Annotated in this window: 15 protein-coding genes and 1 pseudogene; 11 read left to right on the forward strand and 5 right to left on the reverse strand. The window is 73.6% G+C overall.

The annotated features are described in order from the left end of the window. Positions 1-33 precede the first annotated feature (33 nt). The 4 genes from IE255_RS16270 to IE255_RS40360 form a co-directional block, all read right to left on the reverse strand. Complete coding sequence (locus IE255_RS16270) at positions 34-1,062, reverse strand: ABC transporter substrate-binding protein (protein WP_190050978.1); 1,029 nt, start codon at positions 1,060-1,062, stop codon at positions 34-36. Positions 1,063-1,122: 60 nt separating this feature from the next. Next, complete coding sequence (locus tag IE255_RS16275) at positions 1,123-1,863, reverse strand: ABC transporter ATP-binding protein (protein ID WP_190050979.1); 741 nt, start codon at positions 1,861-1,863, stop codon at positions 1,123-1,125. Beyond that, on the reverse strand, positions 1,836-2,705 hold the full coding sequence (locus IE255_RS16280) for an ABC transporter permease (RefSeq protein ID WP_190050980.1): 870 nt from the start codon (positions 2,703-2,705) through the stop codon (positions 1,836-1,838). The genes IE255_RS16275 and IE255_RS16280 overlap by 28 nt, the downstream gene beginning before the upstream one ends. A 137-nt stretch (positions 2,706-2,842) precedes the next feature. Then, positions 2,843-2,926, reverse strand: a complete 84-nt coding sequence (locus tag IE255_RS40360) for a putative leader peptide (RefSeq protein WP_349817350.1) — start codon at positions 2,924-2,926, stop codon at positions 2,843-2,845. A 123-nt stretch (positions 2,927-3,049) separates the two neighbouring features. On the opposite strand from IE255_RS40360, the gene IE255_RS16285 reads away from it, so the two are divergent. From IE255_RS16285 to IE255_RS39200, 11 genes and pseudogenes are all read left to right on the forward strand, one after another. After that, positions 3,050-3,472, forward strand: a complete 423-nt coding sequence (locus IE255_RS16285) for a YjbQ family protein (protein ID WP_190050981.1) — start codon at positions 3,050-3,052, stop codon at positions 3,470-3,472. A gap of 351 nt (positions 3,473-3,823) precedes the next feature. Then, positions 3,824-6,976 (forward strand): SpoIIE family protein phosphatase, encoded by a 3,153-nt coding sequence (locus tag IE255_RS16290; RefSeq protein ID WP_190050982.1) that lies wholly within the window; start codon positions 3,824-3,826, stop codon positions 6,974-6,976. 68 nt (positions 6,977-7,044) lie between these two features. Continuing rightward, positions 7,045-8,595, forward strand: a complete 1,551-nt coding sequence (locus IE255_RS16295; protein ID WP_190050983.1) for a sugar ABC transporter ATP-binding protein — start codon at positions 7,045-7,047, stop codon at positions 8,593-8,595. Continuing rightward, complete coding sequence (locus tag IE255_RS16300; protein WP_190050984.1) at positions 8,592-9,674, forward strand: ABC transporter permease; 1,083 nt, start codon at positions 8,592-8,594, stop codon at positions 9,672-9,674. The genes IE255_RS16295 and IE255_RS16300 overlap by 4 nt, the downstream gene beginning before the upstream one ends. 30 nt (positions 9,675-9,704) lie before the next feature. After that, positions 9,705-10,868 (forward strand): substrate-binding domain-containing protein, encoded by a 1,164-nt coding sequence (locus IE255_RS16305; RefSeq protein WP_190050985.1) that lies wholly within the window; start codon positions 9,705-9,707, stop codon positions 10,866-10,868. A 167-nt stretch (positions 10,869-11,035) separates the two neighbouring features. After that, positions 11,036-12,142, forward strand: coding sequence for an NAD(P)/FAD-dependent oxidoreductase (locus IE255_RS16310; RefSeq protein ID WP_190050986.1), 1,107 nt, complete (start codon positions 11,036-11,038; stop codon positions 12,140-12,142). Between the two features lie 132 nt (positions 12,143-12,274). Then, positions 12,275-13,678, forward strand: a complete 1,404-nt coding sequence (locus IE255_RS16315; protein WP_190050987.1) for a cytochrome P450 — start codon at positions 12,275-12,277, stop codon at positions 13,676-13,678. A 256-nt stretch (positions 13,679-13,934) separates the two neighbouring features. Next, positions 13,935-16,569 (forward strand): annotated as a pseudogene (gene lanKC / locus IE255_RS40365) (class III lanthionine synthetase LanKC). After that, positions 16,566-16,712, forward strand: a complete 147-nt coding sequence (locus tag IE255_RS16325; RefSeq protein ID WP_190050988.1) for a SapB/AmfS family lanthipeptide — start codon at positions 16,566-16,568, stop codon at positions 16,710-16,712. Before lanKC ends, IE255_RS16325 begins: the two are co-directional and overlap by 4 nt. 94 nt (positions 16,713-16,806) lie before the next feature. Beyond that, positions 16,807-18,537 (forward strand): ATP-binding cassette domain-containing protein, encoded by a 1,731-nt coding sequence (locus tag IE255_RS39195; protein WP_229906434.1) that lies wholly within the window; start codon positions 16,807-16,809, stop codon positions 18,535-18,537. Continuing rightward, positions 18,534-20,633 (forward strand): ATP-binding cassette domain-containing protein, encoded by a 2,100-nt coding sequence (locus IE255_RS39200; RefSeq protein WP_229906435.1) that lies wholly within the window; start codon positions 18,534-18,536, stop codon positions 20,631-20,633. Before IE255_RS39195 ends, IE255_RS39200 begins: the two co-directional genes overlap by 4 nt. On the opposite strand, the gene IE255_RS16335 is transcribed toward IE255_RS39200, so the two are convergent. Further along, the gene (locus IE255_RS16335) at positions 20,563-21,168 is read right to left on the reverse strand and encodes a response regulator transcription factor (RefSeq protein ID WP_190050989.1); all 606 of its coding nucleotides are present in this window, start codon (positions 21,166-21,168) and stop codon (positions 20,563-20,565) included. The genes IE255_RS39200 and IE255_RS16335 overlap by 71 nt on opposite strands. Positions 21,169-21,350: the final 182 nt, after the last annotated feature.

Raw genomic sequence — 21,350 nt, forward strand, 5'->3', positions numbered from 1 at the left:
ACTAACCACATGGTGGTCGTGGATCTTCCCGCTCTACGAGCCCTCCGAGGGCCGGGCCGCCGAGGTCGACGGCGGCAGATCCCCGTTGAACCGGGCGTCGGTGAACTCGGCGAAGTCGACCTTGCGCGGGATGAGCTTCAGCGCCGTGAACGTGTCGGCGATCTCCTGCTCGGAGTTGATCAGTGGCTTGTCGACGGCGACCGCGATCCGGGTCGTGTAGGTGCGCCTGACCGCGGCCAGCGCCACATCCTCGGGCAGCCCGGTGTCCTTCGCCCAGACCTCGGCCCACTCCTCCTCGTGGTCGTACACCCAGGTGTAGGCGCGCCGCAGCCGCTCCAGGTAGTCCTTGACGGCGGCGGCCTTCTTCCTGTCCTTCAGTGCCGCCGGGGCGGCGACCTGGAAGGTGAGCCCGTTGGTCACGCCGTCGCCGTCGGTCAGGACCCGCCCCTGCCCGGCCTTGAGCACCTGCGAGGTGTACGGGTCCCACACCGCCCACGCGTCGACCTTGCCGGACGTGAACGCGGCCAGCGCGTCGGCCGGCTGAAGGTACTTGACCTTGACGTCGCTCAGGCTCAGCCCGGCCTTCTTCAGGGACGCGACCAGCTGGAAGTGCGCGGAGGACCCCTGGGCGACGGCGACCGACCTGCCCCTGAGCTGCCCGGGGTTCTTCAGGGGCGAGCCGTTCGGGACGAGGATGGTGTCGCCCTTGGACGTGCCGTGCCAGGCGGCCACGACCTTGATCCTCGACCCCGCCCCGGCCGCGAAGACCGGCGGGGTGTTGCCGACGCCGCCGATGTCGACGGCCCCGGCGTTGACGGCCTCCAGCAGGGGCGGACCCGAGGTGAACGTCGACCATTTGATCTTGTAGTCGAGGTTCTTCAGTTCTCCGGCGGCCCGCAGGATGGCCTCCGAACCGCCTTTCTGGTCACCGACGTTGATGGTGACCGGGCCCTGGCCGTCGGTGCCGCCGTCCGACGTACTGGCGGCGGAGTTCCCGCCGCAGGCGGTGAGCAGCAGGGCGAGGGGGAGGAGCAGGGCGGCGGGGGCGAGACGTCGTCGCATGGCGGTTCCGTTCGTGTGGGTCGTACGTGTGGTCGTACGTGTGGGGCGTATGCGGGAAGGTCAGGCGGCCTCGGCGGCCGTCGCCTCGACGCCCAGGCGTTCGAGGAGACCGGCGCGCAGGGCGGCGAAGCGCGGGTCTGTGATGTCGCGGGGCCGTTCGAGGCCGACGCGCTGCTCATGGGCGATGACGCCGCCGTCCATCACCAGGACGCGGTCGGCGAGCAGCACGGCCTCCTCCACGTCATGGGTGACGAGCAGCACCGCGCAGCCCCGGCGCTGCCACAACTCGCCCACGAGCCGCTGGGCCTTGATACGGGTGAGCGCGTCGAGGGCGCCGAACGGCTCGTCGAGCAGCAGCAGATCGGGTTCGCGCACCAACGCCCGGGCCAGTGAGGCGCGTTGGGCCTCGCCGCCGGAGAGGGTCTTGGGCCAGGCGTCCGAGCGGTGACCGAGGCCGACCTCGTCGAGGGCCTGCTCGGCGACGGCCCGTTCGGGCTTGCCGGGCAGGCCGAGCAGGACGTTGCGCCACACCTTCTTCCAGGGCATCAGCCGCGGTGCCTGGAAGGCGACGGCCTTGCGGCGCGGCACCAGGACGGTGCCCTCGATGTCGCGGTCGAGCCCGGCGAGGATGCGCAGCAGCGTCGACTTGCCGCAGCCGCTGCGGCCGAGCAGGGCCACGAACTCGCCCGGCCGGACGTCCAGTCGCAGGTCGTCGATGACGGCCCGGCCGTCGAAGGAGCGGGTGAGCCTCTCGACGTGGACCGCCTGGGGGGTCACCGGCCGGTGAACGTCGGTCGCCATTGCAGCAGCACCTTTTCGAGAGAGCGGACGATGAAGTCGGCGAGCAGGCCGAGGAAGGCGTAGACGACCAGGCAGACCACGATCACGTCGGTCCGCAGGAAGTCCCGGGCCTGCACCATGAGGAAACCGATGCCGGAGTCGGCGTTGACCTGCTCGGCGAAGACCAGCGCGAGCCAGGCGATGCCGAGCGAGTAGCGCAGGCCGGTCATGGCGTTCGGCAGCGCACCCGGGAGGACGACGTGCCGCACGAGCCCCCACCGCGACAGTCCTAGAGACTCCCCGGCCTCGATCAACTGGGCGTCCACGCCCCGGATTCCGGCGTAGACGTTGAGGTAGAGCGGGAAGGTCACGCCGAGCGTGATGATGGCGACCTTGGGCGCCTCGCCGATGCCGAACCAGATGATGAACAGCGGGATGAGACCCACGAACGGCACGGTCCGCAGCATCTGCACGGGCGCGTCGACGAGGTCCTCGCCGATCCGGAACAGGCCCGAGACCAGGGCGAGTCCGGTGCCGACGACCAGGCCGAGCAGCAGCCCGGCCGCGACGCGCCGGAGTGAGGTGCCCATGGCCGCGGGCAGCGAACCGTCGGCCACCATGTCCCCGGCGACCTGGGCGATCCGGCCCGGCGAGGCGAGCACGTCCGGGGGCAACGCGCCGGTGCCGCTGAGGAGTTGCCACAGCGCGAGCAGCAGGACCGGGCCGGTGGTGCGGCGCAGCCAGCGGGGGACGCGGGCGCGGCGGGAGGAGGCGGGCACGAGGGGCTGAAGGTCGAGATCAGCACCCGATATAGACGAAATATCGGGTGTCGATGACGTAGGCGGGGCATGGCTGATGCTCATGAAGGCTCCACAGGACAAGAGCGAAGGCCGAGGGCCTAGGTGAGGGCACGCCTCGTCTGCGCCGCGCCGGCGAGATCAGGACCGATCAGCGGGCAGGCGCGACAAAGGCGAGGAAAAGAAAACGGAGGAGAAGGGCGTCAGCAGCCGCGGCGACACGCGGCGGAGGCCACCCGCAGCAGGTCGATGTGACCGCGCGTGGTGAGCAGGGCTGAACGCAACATGCGCCCGAACTTAGCCAGGTGGCATGCGCACGGTCAACGGGCGTCTCGTCCAGTGGACTCCGGTATCACCACACGGTCCGGTGTGTCCGGGTGAAACCCGGTGCGTACGTCAGGATGGGTGGCATGTCAGATGCCTTCACCACCCGAGTTCTGAACGTCACCACCGGTTCCACCGAGCGGGTCGTCGACATCACCGGCGACTGCGAGTCCTTCCTGCGGGACGCGGCCGGCGACCGCGACGGCCTGCTCAACGTCTTCGTCCCGCACGCGACGGCCGGCATCGCCGTTCTGGAGACCGGCGCCGGCAGCGACGACGACCTCCTGGCCGCACTGCACACCCTGCTGCCCGCCGACGACCGCTGGCAGCACCGGCACGGCAGCCCCGGCCACGGCCGCGACCACGTCCTGCCGGCCCTGGTCCCGCCCCATGCGACCCTGCCGGTCCTGGGCGGCCGACTGGAGCTCGGGACGTGGCAGTCGGTGTGTCTGGTGGACACCAACGTCGACAATGCCAACCGCCACGTTCGCCTGAGCTTCCTGGCCTGAACGCCCTCGCCGCCGCCTGCTTCCATCCCTGCGTATCCCTCCTGTCCGGCTGTCGTCTGCCGGACAGATCGCCATGAGGCAGGGCTCACCACGGAGGAGCGGGAGAAGGCTGTCGCCGGCCTGCGGGTGCTCGTCTCAGCACACTCCCGGTGCACCGGCATGTGGACCTCACCGGACGACCCCAGCCGCGAGATCTTTTGGGTCGGACGTGGCCCGTCGCTGCGCCCGAGGGGTCCGGCACACCGTGACGCGTGCCCGCAATGCCCGTATCCTCATCAATGCAAGATTCTTTTCCGAAAAGCAGGATTTCTTCCGGCCAGCGGATTGTCGCGGGCGCAAGTGAGGCGGAGCGTGGTTCGGTCCGGCGAGGAACCGAAGCCGGCGGGTCGTGCGACTGAGGGCACGGGGCCCGCCCGTCTGCGTGAGCGGTTTCTCCAGGGCGAGCCGGTCGAGACGGGCGTGCGGCCGTCCATCCTGAACTCCTGGCAACGCTGCCGTTCCCTGGGCCTGTCGCCGGGCACGTCCGATCTCCCCTATCGCGAGGACTTCGACCCGAGCGGCCGTATCGTCCGCGCCGCCGTGCCCGTGCTCGACCGGTTGCAGGCCACGTTCGCGGGCAGCCAGGTCAACATCTCGATCGCGGACGCGAACGGGACGGTCCTGCTGCGCCGCTTCGGGGATCCGTCCATGGTCAGGAACCTCCCGGCCATCCAGGTCGTCCCCGGGTTCGTCTTCGCCGAGCAGGTCGCCGGCACCAACGGCATCGGACTGGCCCTGGCGGAGCGGCAGCTCATCCGCGTCTACGGCGCCGAGCACTTCGCGGAGCGCTCTCAGGGCAGCGCCTGTGTCGCGCTGCCCGTCCGCGACCCGCTCAGCGGGCGTATCGAGGGCGTCCTGTGCTTCGGCTATCCGCGCGGCTTCGAGCAGCCCGGGCTGGGGGTCACCATCCGCAGGGCGGCCGAGGGCATCGAGCGGCGGCTGCTGGGACAGAGCTCCGCGCACGAGCGTGCGCTGCTGCGGGCGTACGTGGCCAGTGGCGCGGAAGGGGCCGGGCTGCGCCGCGGCGGCGTGAGGGGCGCGCCGGCGCACGAGTTCCACCCTCGTGACCGGGCGATCCTGATGGACAAGGCCGCCGAGCTGATCTCCCGTGCGCAGCGGGCCGCCGTCGACGTGACCCTGCCGGACGGCCGGCGCGTGACGCTCGTCAGCCGTCCGATGGTGAGTGCCTCCGGCGTGCGGGGCTTCGCCGTGGAGGCCGTGCTGCCCGGCTCCTCGGCGGGCGAGCCCCTCGTCCTCCCTCACCAGCTGGACACCTTGCCGGACCTTGCCGCCCTCTCGGCCGCCCCCCGCGCCGTACGGCCGTCCCTCACCGTGCCGTCCGGTCACCTCGCAGCCGCCGCCGCCCTCGGCCCGGTCGCCCCGGGCGAGAGCGCCAGAGCAGACGGGGACCGGGTCCTGGCCGAGCCGGGCAAGACCGTCACGGCAGCCGAGGGTCGAGGCGCCGCCGGGCCGGGCAGGACCGTCACGGTCGACGGAGGCCGGAGTGCCGCCGGTCGGGACGAGGCCGTCACGGCAGGCGAGGGCCGGGGCGCCGGCGGGTCGGGCGAGAGCGTCACGGCTGACGGAGGCCGGAGTGCCGCCGGTCGGGACGAGGCCGTCACGGCAGGCGAGGGCCCGGGCGGCGCCAGGGCGGGGAAGGGCGTCACGGTCGGCAGGGGTCGGGGCCCGGCCCGGTCGGGGGAGACCGTCGCGGCCGACGGCGGCCGGGGCGCCGTGGGCGAGCGTCCCGACTCGCCGTTCCCGGCCAGGGGGCTGCTGATGGTGGGGGAGCCGCACGTCGGCGCCTACGCCCTCGCCGCGCGCCGGCGTCTGGAGCTGCTGTCCGAGGCCAGCGCCCGCATCGGCACCACCCTGGACGTGCGCCGCACCGCCGAGGAACTGGCCGAGACGGCGGTCCCGCGCCTCGCCGACTTCGTCACCATCGACCTGCCCGATGCCGTCCTGCGCGGTGAGGAGTCCGCCGACCCGCTCGCCGACCTGCGCCGCACCGTGGTCCACGGCGTCCGCGAGGGCCTGCCCTTCACCCCGCCCGGCAAGCGCATCGACTTCGGCCCGACCGCACCGCAGCTGCGCTGTCTGACCAGCGGCGAAGCCGTACTGGAACCGGACCTGGAAGCCGCCGCGGGCTGGCTCGCCCAGGACCCCGAGCACACCGCGCGCCTGCTGGCCCACGTCCACTCCCTCATCGCCGTGCCCCTGCTCGCCCGCGGTGTCGTCCTGGGCATCGCCAGCTTCTACCGCTCCGGGGGCTCCTTCGGGGACGACGACCGCTCGCTCGCCCAGGAACTCGCCACCCGCGCCGCCCTGTCCATCGACAACGCGCGCCGCTACACCCACGAACGCACCATGGTCCTGGCCCTCCAGCGGCGCCTGCTCCCGCACGGCCTGCCCGACCAGGACGCCGTCGAGGTCGCGCACCGCTACCTGCCCGCCGAATCCGACGTGGGCGGGGACTGGTACGACGTCATCCCCCTGTCCGGCGCCCGCGTCGGGCTCCTCGTCGGCGACGTCGTCGGCCACGGCATGCTCTCCGCGGCCACCATGGGCCGGCTGCGCACCGCCGCGCGCAGCTACGCCGAGCTGGACTTCCCCCCGGACGAGGTCCTCACCCACCTGGACAACCTCGTCGGACGCCTGGACCGGGAGGACCCCGACGGCAAGGGCGCCGGCGTCATCGGCGCGACCTGCCTGTACGCCGTCTACGACCCGTCCGTACAGCAGTGCGTCATGGCTCGCGCCGGCCACCCGCCGCCCGCGCTCGTCCGCCCCGACGGCACCGTGACCTACCCCGACCTGCCGGCCGGGCCCCCGCTCGGCCTCGGCGGCCTGCCCTTCGACGCCGTCGAGGTCGACCTCCCCGAGGGCAGCCAGCTGGTCCTGTACACCGACGGGCTCATCGAGGACCGGCACCGCGACGTCGACGTGGTCCTGGAGCAGCTGCGCGCGGCCCTGGCCCACCCCGAGCGCGCCCCCGAGGAGACCTGCCAGGCGGTCCTGGACACCGTGGCGCCCGCGCACCCGCACGACGACATCGCCCTGCTCGTCGCCCGTGTCCACGCCCTGGATCCCGACCGGATCGCCACCTGGGAGCTGTCCGCCGACCCGGCGCTCGTCGGCGAGGTCCGGGCCTCCGCCATGCGGCGACTGGCCGACTGGGGGCTCGACGAGACCGCGTTCGCGGCGGAGCTGATCCTCAGCGAGCTGATCACCAACGCCATGCGGCACGGGGCGGGTCCCATCCGGGTACGGCTGCTGTACGGCAGCAGCCTGATCTGCGAGGTCTCCGACGCCAGCAACACCGCCCCCCACCTGCGCCGGGCGGCCAGCACCGACGAGGGCGGCCGCGGCCTGTTCCTCGTCGCGCAGCTCTCGCAGAGCTGGGGCACGCGCTACCTCCCCGAGGGCAAGGTCATCTGGGCCGAGTGCGGGCTCGACGCGGCGTGACGAGGCCGCGGGCCGCAGCGAAGGCGCAGCGCACCTGAAAGGCGTCCGAAATGCTGTAATTTGTTCGGGTGCGTGACGCTTCCGACACTTCAGCGCAGGCGGCCTCGCCCCTCGGCCCGGAGCCCCTGGTCCGCGTCCGCGGGCTCAGCAAGCGGTTCGGCGGGACCGTCGCGCTGGCCGGGGTCGACCTCGACGTCCACGCCGGCAGCGTGCTCGCCCTGCTCGGGCCCAACGGCGCCGGGAAGTCCACGCTCATCAAGATCCTCGCCGGCGTCCACCACGCCGACGCGGGACAGATCACGGTCGCCGGGCAGCCCCTCGGCGGCCATACCGCCTCCCGGAGCATGTCCTTCATCCACCAGGACCTCGGCCTCGTGGACTGGATGACGGTCGCCGAGAACATCGCCCTGACCACCGGGTACGCCCGCCGGGGCGGGCTGATCTCCTGGCGGCGCACCCGCGAGCGCTGCGTGGCCGCCCTGCGGATCGTCGCCGCGCACCTCGACCCCGACGCGCCGGTCTCCCACCTGGCCCCCGCCGACCGCTCCCTGGTCGCGATCGCCCGGGCCCTCGCGGCACGCGCGCGGCTCATCGTCCTCGACGAGCCGACCGCCCGCCTGCCCGCCGCGGACAGCGCCCGGCTCTTCCGCGTCCTGCACGACCTGCGCGACCGGGGCCACGCCATCCTCTACGTCACCCACCGCCTGGACGAGGTGTACCAGGTCGCCGACGCCTTCGCCGTCCTGCGCGACGGCCGGCTCGTCAGCCACGGGCGGCTCGCCGGCCACAGCCCCGCCCGCCTGGTCCACGACATCGTCGGCGAGGAGGCCGCACCGGACGCCCACCGCCCCGCCCGGGCCCCGGCCGACGCGCCGGTGGTGCTGACCCTCGACGGCGTACGCACCGCCCGGGCCGGGCCGGTCGGCCTGGAGCTCACGGCCGGGGAGGTCCTCGGCCTGGTCGGCCTGTCGGACGCCGGGCACACGGACCTGGGGCGCGCCCTGGCCGGCGCACGGCCCCTCCTGGGCGGACGGGCCGTGCTCCACGGGCGGCCGTACCACCCCCGCACGGTCGCGGAGGCCGTCGCCCGCGGTGTCGGCTTCGTACCGGGCGACCGGCTGCGGGAGGGCTGCCTCGCCGAGCTGACCGTGCGGGAGAACCTCATGGCCAACCCCCGCGCGGGCGGCCGGCCGGCACCCCGCTGGATCGGCCCCCGCCGCGAACGCGCCCAGGCCGCCGCCTTGCTCGACCGGTTCGCGGTGCGCCCCCGCGACAGCGAGACCCCGATCGCCACGCTCTCCGGCGGGAACCAGCAGAAGGTCATGATCGGCCGCTGGCTGCGGACGGACCTGCGGCTGCTGATCCTCGAGGAGCCCACCGCGGGCGTCGACGTCGGTGCCAAGGCCGCGGTCCACCGCCTGCTCCAGGAGGCGCTGGAGGCGGGCCTGGCGGTCCTGCTGCTGTCCACCGACTTCGAGGAGGTCGCGAGCGTGTGCCGGCGCACCCTGGTCTTCGTCCGCGGGGCCGTGACGGCCGAGTTGCGCGGCCCCGCCCTCACCGTCGCCGGACTCACCCGGGCGGCCTCGGCCCTGCCCCCGTCGACCGCCGCGCGCCCATGACGCCGCCGCCCCGGCCACAGCGCCGCCCCGGCCGCCCGGGCGGGCACCTCATCGGCGCCTACGGCCTGCTCGTCCTTACCGCCCTGCTCTGGCTGGTCTTCTCCCTCGCCCTGCCGGACACCTTCCCCACCCTGGACACCGTCGACTCGATCCTGTCCAGCCAGTCGATCCCGGCCGTCCTGGCCCTGGCCGCCATGGTCCCCATCGTCACCGGCGCCTTCGACCTCTCCATCGGCTACGGCCTCGGCCTCGCCCATGTGATGGTGATGCAGCTCGTGGTGCACGAGGGCTGGCCCTGGCCGCTCGCCTGCCTCACCGTGATCGCCGGAGGGCTGGTGGTGGGTGTCCTCAACGGCGTCGTCGTCGAGTTCGGCCGGATCGACTCCTTCATCGCCACCCTCGGAACCGGCAGCATGATGTACGCCGTGACCGGCTGGGTCACCGACGGCGGCCGGATCGTCCCCGGCCCCCAGGGCCTCCCGCCCGCCTTCACCGACCTCTACGACTCCTCGTTCCTCGGCCTGCCGGTCCCCGCCTTCTACGTGCTCGCCCTCGCGGCCGTCCTCTGGCTGGTGCTGGAGCGGCTGCCGCTCGGCCGGTACCTGTACGTCGTCGGGTCGAACCCGCGCGCGGCCGACCTCGTCGGCATCCCGACCCGCACGTACACCGTCTACGCGTTCGCCGCCTCGGGCCTGATCGTCGGCTTCGCCGGGGTGCTGCTCGCGGCCCAGCAGCAGATCGGCAACCCGAGCGTGGGACTCGACTACCTGCTGCCCGCCTTCGTCGGCGCCCTCCTCGGCTCCACGGCGATCAGACCCGGCCGGCCCAACGCCCTCGGCACCGTCGTCGCCGTCGCCGTCCTCGCCGTCGGCCTCACCGGCATCGCCCAGCTCGGCGCCGACTTCTGGACGGTCCCGCTGTTCCACGGCGGCACCCTGCTCATCGCCGTCGGCCTGGCCGGATACGCCGCCCGCCGCAGGCTGCGCGGCGGTGCCGCGGCGCGCGACACACCCGCCGCGCCGCCCCCGCCACCGTCCCCAGCGGCGCCGGAGGGTGGCACGGCCGGCACACCCCCCTGAGCCGCCCCGACTTCCTTCCAGGAGCTTCCCGTGTACCGCACCCGCAAGGCCGCCCCCGCCGTCCGTACCGCGCGGCTCGCCTGCTGTGCCCTGCTGGCGACGGCCGCCGCCCTCGTCGGCTGCGAACGCGGCTCGTCGGACGGCCCGGACGAGACGGCGACCGGCCGGAACGGCTGCCCCGCCGTCCACGCCAGGGCCCAGGCCGCCGTCACGCGGGCGGAGCGGACCGACATCCCCTGGGGCGGGCCCACCAGCGGGCCGCGGGCGGTGCCGCGCAGGACGATCGTCTACGTCGCCCAGACCATGACCAACCCCGGTGTCGCGGGCGCCGCCAACGGCGTGCGGGAAGCCGCGCGGGTCATCGGCTGGGACGTCCGGGTGATCGACGGCGCAGGCACCCCGGCCGGGATCCAGGCGGCCATGAGCGAGGCCGTGGCCCTGCGGCCCGCGGGCATCGTCATCGGCGGCTTCGACCCCGACTCGACGGCCCAGCAGGCCGCCCGGGCCAACGCCCAGCGCATCCCGCTCATCGGCTGGCACGCGGTCCCCGAGCCCGGCCCCAGCCGGCAGCCCGACCTCTTCACCAACGTCACCACCCGCGTCCAGGACGTGGCCCGCATCAGCGCGCAGTGGATCATCGCCGACTCGGACGGCCGCGCCGGGGTCGTGCTCATCACCGACGCCTCGATCCCCTTCGCCAGGAACAAGTCCGACCTCATCAGGAAGGAGCTGACGAGCTGTCAGGGGGTGCGGCTGCTCTCGGTGGAGAACATCCCGATCCCGGACGCGAGCAGCCGCACCCCGCGGGAGATCTCTTCCCTGCTCTCCCGGTTCCAGGACCGGTGGACCCACTCCGTCGCCATCAACGACCTGTACTTCGCCGACGCCGCACCCGCCTTCCGCGCGGCCGGCCGGAAGGGCTCCGGCCCGCCCTTCAACATCGGCGCCGGCGACGGCGACCCGTCCGCCTTCCAGCGCATCGACAGCGAGCAGTACCAGGCCGCCACCGTGCCCGAGCCGCTGTCCCTCCAGGGCTGGCAGATCGTCGACGAGTTCAACCGCGCCTTCTCCGGCCGCCCCGCCAGCGGGTATGTGGCCCCCGTCCACATCGCCACGGCCGACAACAGCGAGGGCGCCACGACCTGGGACCCGGCGGGCTACCGGGAGGCGTACCGGAAGATCTGGGGGAAGTGACGGGCGGTCAGGGTGCCGATGTCTTCACGGAACGTGCACGGAATCCCAGATTCACTTTAATTTTCAATGGCTAATGTCACCGTCAGTCGAGTGGCCGCCGGGTCGAGCCGAGCGGGGCCCGTCCGTGGCGGCACTCGCACCCCCCCACCAGGCACAGGAGACTCGGTGTGTTCGACGGCGACGTAGTGGTGATCGGCGGCGGCTACGCCGGTGTCCGGCTGGCGAAGCGGCTGGACGGCACGGCCCGGGTCACGCTGGTGGACCGCAAGGAGGTCTTCTTCCACCGCGTCGCCTCGCTGCGCGCCGGTGTGCGGCCCGAGTGGACGCACACCCCCTTCATCCCGTACGACCGGCTGCTGCACCACGGCCGGGTGGTCGCGGGCAAGGCCGTCCGCATCGACACCGCCGAACGGCAGGTCGCCCTCGCCACCGGCGAACGGCTGCCGTACGACGTCCTCGTCATCGCCACCGGCGCCGACTACCCCGAGCCCGCCCGCTTCTCCGGCACCACCACCGAGGAGGCGGCCAAGTCGTTCGCCGAGCACCAGCGCAACATCGCCACGGCCGAGCACGTCCTCGTCGTCGGCGGCGGCCCCGGCGGCGTCGAACTCAGCGCCGAGATCCGCCTCGCCCGGCCGGACGCCCGGGTCACCCTCGCCCACTCCGGGCCGGCCCTGCTGCACTCCACCGGCAGCGAGCGGCCGGGACGCAAGGCACTCGCCTGGCTGGAGTCCCACGACGTGGAGGTCCGGCTCGACTCCTTCATGTCCCCCGGCAACGACTTCGGCACCTACCGCGACGCCCGCGGCACCGTCATCGAGGCCGACCTGTCCTTCTGGGCGACCGGCACCACCCCCAACACGCTCTGGCTGCGCCTGGCCGGGCACGGCGACTGGCTGAACGGGACCGGACACGTGAAGGTCGACCGGACGCTCCGGGTCGAGGGGAAGCTCGACGTGTTCGCCGTCGGCGACGTCAACGACGTCAGCGAACTCAAGATCACCCCCGCCGCCCTCGCCCAGGCGGACCTCGCCGCCCACAACATCCGTGCCTACCTCCAGAGTTCGGGCAGGCACCGCAAGGAGCCGCGCCTCTACCGCCAGATGCACCGCACCCCGCTCATCGTGCCGTTCGGCCCGGCCGACGGACTGACCGTGCTGCCCGTACCAGGCGGCGAGTCCGCGGTCCTGGGCAGCCGCACCACCACCCTGGCCAAGGCGAAGACCCTCATGACGCCCTATATGCGGCGTCAACTCGGCTACGCCGCGCCCTGATACGCGACCGGGCCGGTCCTCTCACCCACCCCCCTCGTTACCCGTGCGTTCCGCCTGGGGTAGGGTCCCGAGCGTTTCCGGCTACCGACTGATGGTGTGCCGGTACAGGGCGTGTCGGAGGGTGGCAAGACGATGGAATCCCAGTGGGCTGACGGCGGATCCGTGGACCTGGACGACACGCGGCTGGAGGCGCTGAGTCCGCAACCGCTGCTGACCCGGGACTACGAGACGCGTCCCGCGCTCGTGTACGAGCGGCTGCGGCAGCAGCACGGCCCGGTCGCGCCGGTCGACCTGCTGGGGGTGCCCGCCTGGCTGGTCCTCGGCTACCGCGAGGCGCTCCAGGTGCTCCAGGACGACGACGGCTGGCCCAAGGGGCTGGAGAACTGGCGGGCCCGCTCCGAGGGCCGGGTCCCGGCCGACTGGCCGCTCGGACCGTCCCTGGAGGTCAACCACATCCTGATCCAGGGCGGCCCCGGATACCGCCCGTTGCGCACGGCCTGGGACGTGGCCCTCAAGCCCTTCCAGGACCCGCGCCACCCCCAGGCCAAGCGCCTGAAGTCCGCCGTCACCGCCTACGCCGACGAGCTGATCACGCTGGTCGGGCAGGGCGGCAGGACGGGCGTGGCCGACCTGTCCGCGCAGTTCTCCCGGCCGCTGCCGCTGATGGTGGCCAGCCATCTGCTCGGCTTCCCCGGCTCGCAGGGCGACGACGCTCTGATGGACATGTGGCGCGTGCTCGACGCGGGCCCGGACGCCGAGGCAGCGCTGGAGCGCCTGCTGGCGACGCTGGCCGAACTGGCCGCGCTGAAGCTGGAGAAGCCCGGCGACGACTTCCCCTCCTACCTGCTGGCCGCGCACCCGGGCCTGTCGCTCGACCACCTGGCCCGCGAGCTGTTCATGCTGCTGGGCATGACCTCCGACCACGTCGGCATCCTCATCTCCAACACCGTGGTCGAGGTCATCTCGGGGGAGAGCAGCGTGCGCGCCAGCCTGTCCGCCGGGATGGTCAGGGAGACCATGAACCGGGTGGTCATGCGCAAGCCGCCGCTGGTGAACTTCGTCCCGCGCTTCGCCGCCCGGGACACCCCGCTCGGCAACTACACGATCCGGGCCGGCGACCCGGTGTGGGTCTCCTCGGCCGCCGCGCACGCCGACCCGCTCTTCGCCGACCACGTCGCCTCCGGCACCACCATCAGCACCCGGGCGCACCTGTCCTGGGGCGCGGGCCCGCGCCAGTGCCCGGCGCGGGAGCTAGCCTCGACGGTCGCGGCGGCCGGTGTGGGGCGTCTTTTCGAGCGGTTCTCCCACCTGGACCTCGCCCTGCCCGCCGACCAACTGCCGTGGCGGTCCTCGCCGTTCATGCGCGGCCTGCGCTCGCTGCCCGTGCGGTACGCCCTGGCCTCGGCGCCGCCCGCGCGGCCGATGGTGGACGACCCCGTGCCGGGGGTGGCCGAGGAGGTCCTGCCGGACCAGTCCGCCCGGCAGCGCTCCTCGCTGTGGCGCTATCTGACGGGGCTGATCCGCGGCGGGCGCTGACCGCGGACCCGGTCGAAAACACCCGGGGCGCATCGCCGTTTCTCCCGGCCCCGGGGTGACGATCTCCCGCCGCACGCGTGACAAACGGAGGTGTTCCGCGGCGATCGACTCTGCAATCCTCGGTAGTGACCCCGGGTGAACGTTCCCCCCACGAAGTCCAGAAGGCTCCACTCATCTCAGGAGCCATGGATCCGCCTTACCGGCATCGAGCCCCTCGCGGGCATCGAGCCCATCGGCAGAGACCCGGGAGACTCCCGTGGACATGCGCTACGAGGCGTTCTGCCTCATGGACCCGGATTTCTACGACACGCCCGCGCGTGCCAAAGGGCAGAGCGACAGCTTCGAACTGGCGCGATGTCCGGCCCCGGACGGGTGGGTCCGGTCCGATCTGGAAAGCTGGGTGGTTCTCACCCCCGACGGCCTGGTGCTTCCGCCGCAGGGCTGGAAGATCCACGTGTCGGCCTCGCTCGGCACGGCGCGGGACGTCCTGACCGCCGTATGGGACTACTGCGTCCCCCGTCGTATCGCCTTCAAATTCCTGCCGAGCGAGGACCACCTCCTCCTCGCCAACGCGAAGTACGCCCCCCGCGGATCCAGCGGCAAGTTCGTGACGATCTACCCGGCGGACGAGGCCCAGCTCGAAACGGTCCTCCACGAGCTGGGCCCCGTCGTGGCGGGTCGTCCGGGCCCGTACATCCTCAGCGACCTGCGCTGGGGTGACGGACCGCTGTACGTCCGGTACGGGGGGTTCGCCGTCCGGACCTGTGTGGCGCCCGACGGCGAGCTGGTGCCGGCGATCGAGGACGCGTCCGGGCGGCTCGTGCCCGACGTGCGCGGACCGGTGTTCCGGGTGCCCGACTGGGTGACCCTGCCCGCCTTCCTCGAACCCCACCTGGCCGAACGCAACAGGACGACCGTCGCCGACCTGCCCTACCGCATCGAGAGCGCCCTGCACTTCTCCAACGGGGGTGGCCTCTACGCCGGCCAGGACCTGCGGACCGGGCAGCGGGTCGTGCTCAAGGAGGCCCGGCCGTACGCCGGGCTCACCCTGGACGGCGCCGACGCGGTCACCAGGCAGCACCGCGAGCGGGACGCCCTCGAACGACTGGGCGGGCTCGACTGCGTGCCCGCCCTGCTCGACCACTTCGTCCTGGGGGAGCACCACTTCCTGGTCGAGGAGTTCGTCGAGGGACCCACGCTCAACAGCCTCTTCGTCGAACGCTGTCCCCTCGTCCTGCCGGAGAGCAGCGACATGGACACCGCGGGCCACACCGCCTGGGCTGGACATGCTGGACCAGGCCGAGCGCGCCGTCGCCGCCGTGCACGCGAGGGGCCTGATCGTGGGCGACCTCCACGCCGACAACATGCTGGTCCGCCCCGACGGCCGTCTCGTACTGATCGACTTCGAGGGCGTCGCGGACGTGACCGACCGGGCAAGCCAGCGCCTCGCCGCCCCCGGGTTCGCGGTCCCGCGCGACCTGACGGGTGCCGACATCGACCGCGACGCGATGGCCTGCCTGCGTCTCTTCCTCTTCCTGCCGCTCACCAACCTGTTCCCGCTCGACGCGGGGAAGGCACGGCAGCTCGCCGAGGAGGCAGCCCGGATCTTCCCCGTCCCCCCGGGCTTCTTCGACGACGCGGTACGGGTGATCACCGGGGACGGCGCCGGCGTACGGGCGGCCTCCGGCGCGCCGCGGCGGCTGGAACCGGACCACGAGAGCTGGGTGCGCGTCCGCGCGTCCATGACCGCCGCCATCCTGGCGGCCGCCACACCGGACCGTGACGACCGGCTCTTCCCGGGGGACGTCGAGCAGTTCACCGTGCCGGGCGGGGGCCTGGGCCTGGCGCACGGCGCGGCAGGGGTGCTGTACGCGCTGGACACGGTCGGCGCCGGCCGCCACCCGGATCACGAGGAGTGGCTCGTCCGGCATGCCCTGCACCCCGAGCCCGGGGCGCGCCTCGGCCTCTACGACGGCCTGCACGGCGTCGCGTACGCGCTCGGCCACCTCGGCCACCGCGAGGAGGCGACGAAGGTCCTCGACATGTGCCTGGGCGAGCAGTGGCAGCAACTGGGGCTCGACCTGCACGGAGGCCTGGCCGGTATCGGCCTGAACCTCCAGCACTTCGCGGCGGCCACCGGCGACCCCGCGTTCCGCGACGCTGCCTTCTCGGTGGCGGGCCTCGTCGCCGACCGGCTGGGACCGGCCGACGAGGCGGGGTCCGACGACGGTGAGACCCCGAAAGCCGGGCTGCTGCACGGCTCGACCGGACCGGCCCTGATGTTCCTGCGGCTGTACGAGCACACCGGCGACCCGGAGTTCCTCGACCTGGCCGGCACGGCACTCCGGCAGGACCTGCGCCGCTGCGTCACCCGCGAGGGAGGGTCCCTGGAGGTCGACGAGGGCTGGCGGACCCTGCCGTACCTGGGGACCGGCAGCGCCGGGATCGGCCTCGTGCTCGACGACTACCTGGCCCACCGCCAGGACGACGCCTTCCGCGCGGCGTCCGCCGCCATCCGCACGGCGGCCAGGGGGCGGTTCTACATCCAGTCGGGGCTCTTCCAGGGCATGGCGGGAATGATCCTCTGCCTCAGCCGGCCGCATCCCCCGGGCACGGCCGCGCAGCGCGACCCGGTGGTCGCCGCGCACATCCGCCACCTGTCCCGCCACGCGCTCGCCTACCGGGGCCACCTGGCCTTCCCGGGCGAGCAGCTGATGCGGCTCTCCACCGACCTGTCCACCGGCAGCGCGGGAGTCCTGCTCGCCCTCGGCTCCGCGCTGCACACCAGCCCCGTACGGCTGCCGTTCCTCGCTCCCAGCGAGCGGCGGAACGCGCCGCACGGCCATGTTTCCCCGTCCCCACGAGGTCAGGGAGGAGGTGAACCCTCATGACACTCCTGGAGCTCCAGGCCATGGACCCCACCGTCTCCTACGGCGGAGGCAAGGGCGGCAAGGGCCGGCACAGCCGGCTCAGCGTCACGCTCTGCGCGGGTGGCGCCAGCAACCTCAGTGCGCTGCTGTGTCGCGGCAAGTGACCCGCGACGCGGGGGCGCCCAGCGCGTCCCCGCCCACCTGTTTCCCTCGAACTGTTTCCCTCGATCCCGCACCACGGGACGGCCGGGAGGAACCATGAGCCTGCGCGCGCCGGACCGCCTGCTGCTGGCCTCGGCCCGGCGGGGCGGCGTCTGGGTGGGCGTCACGGTGCTCACCTCCCTGCTGCTCACCGGAGCCACCCTCGCGCTGCCGGCCGTCATGGGCCGCACCCTCGACGCCGTCCTCGGCCACGGTGACGTGGCGCGATGGCTCGCGCTGAGCGGCGTGCTGGTCTTCGTCCTGGTGGCCGTCGACGCCGTGGACGATCTCGTCGGGCAGGCGGCCGAGGCCCGGTCGACCGCCTGGCTGCGGCACACCCTGTTGCGGCACGTGCTGGCGCTGGGCACCCGGGCCACCCGCAGGTTCACGCCGGGAGACCTGGTGAGCCGGCTGGTCGGCAACTCCGCCCGGACCGGGGACGCCGCGTCCGGCCTGGTGTGGATCGTCATGGGCGTCGTCCCCCCGCTCGGCGCGATCGTCGCCCTGGCGCTCATCGACTACTGGCTGTGCCTCACCTTCCTCGCGGGCATGCCGATCCTGGTTCTCCTGGTACGGGCCTTCCTGCGCGACATCTCCGACGCCGGCGAGGGCTACTTCCGGGTGCAGGGGACCATCGCCGCACGGCTCGTCGACGCCCTGGGCGGCATCCGCACGATCACCGCGGCGGGGACCCTCGACCGCGAGGCCCAGCGAGTCCTCGCGCCCCTTCCCGAGGTGCACCGGCACGGACTGGGCATGTGGAACGCCCTCGCGCGGATCTCGGCACGCGGAGACCTGGTCGTCCCGCTGCTCGTGGTCGCCGTCCTGGCGGTGGCCGGTCTGGGGCTCACCCAGGGGCGCATCACGCCCGGAGAGGTGCTCGCGGCGAGCGAGTACGTGATCATGGCGGCCGGTATCGGCGGCGTGATGTCCTCGCTGAACGAACTGGCCCAGGCCCGCGCGGCGGCCGCTCGGGTCGCCGAGGTGATCGCCGAACCAGCCATGGCGTACGGCAGCGAGCGACTCCCCGAAGGCCCCGGACGGCTTCAGTTCCGGGGCGTGACCGTCCAGGGCGCGGACGGCCCCGTCCTGAACGACCTCGACCTGACGATCCCCGGCGGCGCCCTCGTCGCCGTCGTCGGCCGCTCCGGGGCCGGCAAGTCGCTGCTGGCCGCGCTGGCCGGGCGCCTCGTCGACCCGGACGAGGGCGAGGTCCTGCTCGACGGCGTGCCGCTGCGCCGCCTCGCCCGCGAGGAGCTGCGGCGTGCCGTGGCGTACGGCTTCGAACGCCCGGTGCTGCTCGGCGAGACCTTCGCCGACGCCATCGGGTTCGGGTCGGGCTCCCCGTCCCCCGGGGAGCTGGCGGCGCGGGCCAGGGCCGCGCGGGCCGACGGGTTCATCCGCCGCATGCCCGCCGGTTACGCGAGCCGTGTCGCCGACACCCCGCTCTCCGGCGGGGAGGCGCAACGGGTCGGGCTGGCCCGGGCGTTCGTCCAGGCCGGGCGGGTGCTCATCCTCGACGACGTCGCCGCCAGCCTCGACACCGTGACCGAGCACCACATCAGCCAGGTGCTCACCGGCGCGCTCGCCGACCGCACACGTCTCATCGTGACCCACCGGGCCTCCACGGCGGACCGGGCGGAGCTCGTGGTCTGGCTCGCCGACGGCGGCGTCCGGGGCCGGGGGACGCATCGCGGCCTGTGGGCGGATCCCGAGTACCGGGCGGCGTTCCAGCCGCTCTCCGTGACCAGGACGCCGGTCCGTACGGGCGCGGGGGGTGCCCGGTGAGCCGGCGCTCGGTCCAGATCCTGCGCTCCTCGCTGAGCCGCCGGCGCCGGGAGTACGGGCGGCTCGTGGCCTGGTCGCTGGTGCAGGCCGTGCCCGCCTTTCTCTCCGGGTGGCTCGTCGCCCGCGCCGTCGACCGCGGCTTTCTCGCCGACCGGCCGGCCACCGGCTTCCTCTGGCTGGGCGCGCTGGCGGCCGCCTATGTGGTCGGAGCCTGGGCGACCCGGCACGCCGTGCTCGGCCTCGCCGCGCTCATCGAACCCTTCCGCGACGAGCTGACCACCCTCGTGACCGAGGGCACCCTGCACCGGTCCGCCCGCCTGGGCGAGCCGGCCGACACCGCCGGAGTGGCACGGCTCACCGAGCACGTGGAACGGGCCCGGGACGCCTACGGCGCGATCGTGCTGTTCGTCCAGGGCTTCCTGGTCACCGCGGTCGGCGTGCTGCTGGGCCTGGCCGGCCTCATCGTCCTGGTCGCCCTCGTGCTGCCTCCGCTGCTGCTCGGGCTCGCCCTGTTCGCCGCGGCGCTGCGGGCGATGGCCGCGCGTCAGCGGGAGGTCATCCTGGCGGACGAGCGCGTCGCCGGGACCGCGGGCGACCTGACCGGCGGGCTGCGGGACGTGGTGGCCTGCGGCGCCGAGGACCGGATGGGGGCGGCGGCGGGCGCGCACGTCGACGACGCGGCACGGGCGACCCTGTCGCTGGCCCGGCTCACCGCGGTACGGACCGCCGCGCTGGGCATCAGCGGCTGGGTGCCCCTGCTGCTCATCCTGGTCGCGGCGCCCTGGCTGGTGCGCAACGGCGTGACGGCGGGGGCGATCCTCGGCGCGGTGACCTACGTCTCCCAGGCCCTCCAGCCGGCCCTCCAGGGCTTCGTGCAGGGCCTCGGCAGCAGCGGACTGTGGCTCCTGGTCACCGTCGGCCGGATGGCCGAGGTCGCAGCGGAGTCCCGCCCCGGGCCGGGGCAGGGTGTGACGGCGTCCGACGCCGTGGAGTCCGGTGCTGCGGGGTCCCGTCCCGGGTCGGCGCGGGGTGTGACGGCGTCCGGGCCCGGGGCGTCCGATGCCGCGGCGTCCCGTCCGGAGCAGGCGCAGGGCGCTGCCGCGTCCTGGCCCGGGGGGCGCGAAGCCGGCGAGGCCGGCCCGTCCGTGGCCCGGCCCGGTGCCTGTCGCGTGGAGGTGCGCGGTCTCACCTTCGCCTACGCGCGGTCCGCGGACCCGGTGCTCCGCGATGTGAACCTTCTCCTGCGGCCTGGTGAGCACCTCGCCGTGGTCGGCCCGAGCGGCGCGGGGAAGTCCACCCTGGCGGCCCTGATCGCCGGGGTGCTCGAACCGCAGGCCGGGCAGGTATACCTCGATGACCTGCCCGTCCGTGCTCTGGTCGGCCGCGGCGAGGGTCTGGCCCGGCACCGCGTCCTGATCCCCCAGGAGGCGTACGTCTTCGCCGGCACGCTGGCGGAGAACCTCACCTACCTGGCCCCCGGGGCGCCCCGGGCGGACGTGGAGTCGGCGGTGCGTGCCGTGGGGGCCGCGCCCCTCGTCGAGCGCCTCGGCGGCTACGACGCGCCCCTGGACCCGCGGCGCCTCTCGGCCGGTGAGCGGCAGCTCGTCGCCCTGGCCCGCGCCCTGCTCCCGGCGCCCCGGCTGGTGCTGCTGGACGAGGCGACCTGCCACCTCGACCCGTTCGCCGAGGCCGTCGCCGAGGACGCCTTCGCCCGCGGCCCGGGCACCCTGATCGTCGTGGCCCACCGCATCAGCTCGGCGCTGCGGGCCGACCGCGTCCTGGTCATGGACGGCACGCGACTCGCCCTCGGCACCCACGAGCAGCTGATGGCCGCGTCCTCGCTCTACCGCGACCTGGTCGGCCACTGGGGCGCGGCCGGCGCCGCCCCGGGCAGCGGTGACCGGCCGGCGCGTCCGACGGCCGGGGCGATGGCGCGCACCGGGATGGCCGCGGCGCTGCGGATGACCGCGCAGCGCATCTCGGGACGCGCGCGAACATCCCGGAAGGGACGCGGCAGAGGCCGCCTCACACCCAGCCGGACTCCCGGGCGATCCGGATCGCGTCGATCCGATTACGTCCCCCCGTCTTCCGCGTGATCGCGGACAGGTGGTTGCGCACCGTCGCCACGGACAGCGACAGCCGCTCGGCGATGTCCCGCGTGGGGGTGCCGTCGGCGGCCAGCCGCAGCACCTCCACCTCGCGCGGCGTCAGCGGGTTCTCTCCCGCGTCCAGCGCGACCAGCGCGAACTCCGGGTCGATGAACCGCTGCCCCCTGACCAGCTTGCGGACCCCGTGGACCAGACGGTCGGCCGGGGCGTTGGTGCAGATGACGCCGGCGGCATGCAGATCGAGCATGCGGCGCAACCGCTCGGGTGTCGTCGAGGCCATCAGCAGCAGCATCCGGCAGTCCGGGAGCCGGGCCCTCAGCTCGCCTGTGGCGGCGAGTTCCTCGCCCTCCCGGGAGTCCACGTCGATCACGACCACGTCCGGGCGGCAGGACAGGGCACGGGCGAGAACCTCACCGTTGCCCTCGGCTTCCGCGACGACGTCGATGTCGTCCTCACGCGACAGCAGAGCGGCGAACGCTCCCCGCACCAGGCGGGTGTTCTCGACGAGAAGAACGCGGATCAATGTCGCTCCCACTCGGCTGTGCGGCCCCCGTACCCGCTCCGGCATGCTCCGGTCCTCTGCACCTCCTAGAACGGATTATCGCCGCATATGTCGTGAATTTCAGTTCGGTCGTCCGCCGCCACTAAAGGGGGCCGCACAGGCTGACGTTGATCGAGTGGTGAGGTCCGGGAGGCGGGCGTACC

Origin of the sequence: Streptomyces lomondensis (genome assembly GCF_014651035.1) — a bacterium.
GTDB lineage: Bacteria > Actinomycetota > Actinomycetes > Streptomycetales > Streptomycetaceae > Streptomyces > Streptomyces lomondensis.

Coding starts and splice junctions, on each gene's coding strand:
- IE255_RS16280 (WP_190050980.1), bottom strand. CDS start 2,705: ATGAGCATCAGCCATGCCCCGCCTACGTCATCGACACCCGATATTTCG.
- IE255_RS16285 (WP_190050981.1), top strand. CDS start 3,050: ATGTCAGATGCCTTCACCACCCGAGTTCTGAACGTCACCACCGGTTCC.
- IE255_RS16275 (WP_190050979.1), bottom strand. CDS start 1,863: ATGGCGACCGACGTTCACCGGCCGGTGACCCCCCAGGCGGTCCACGTC.
- IE255_RS40360 (WP_349817350.1), bottom strand. CDS start 2,926: ATGTTGCGTTCAGCCCTGCTCACCACGCGCGGTCACATCGACCTGCTG.
- IE255_RS16300 (WP_190050984.1), top strand. CDS start 8,592: ATGACGCCGCCGCCCCGGCCACAGCGCCGCCCCGGCCGCCCGGGCGGG.
- IE255_RS16325 (WP_190050988.1), top strand. CDS start 16,566: ATGACACTCCTGGAGCTCCAGGCCATGGACCCCACCGTCTCCTACGGC.
- IE255_RS16315 (WP_190050987.1), top strand. CDS start 12,275: ATGGAATCCCAGTGGGCTGACGGCGGATCCGTGGACCTGGACGACACG.
- IE255_RS39195 (WP_229906434.1), top strand. CDS start 16,807: ATGAGCCTGCGCGCGCCGGACCGCCTGCTGCTGGCCTCGGCCCGGCGG.
- IE255_RS16270 (WP_190050978.1), bottom strand. CDS start 1,062: ATGCGACGACGTCTCGCCCCCGCCGCCCTGCTCCTCCCCCTCGCCCTG.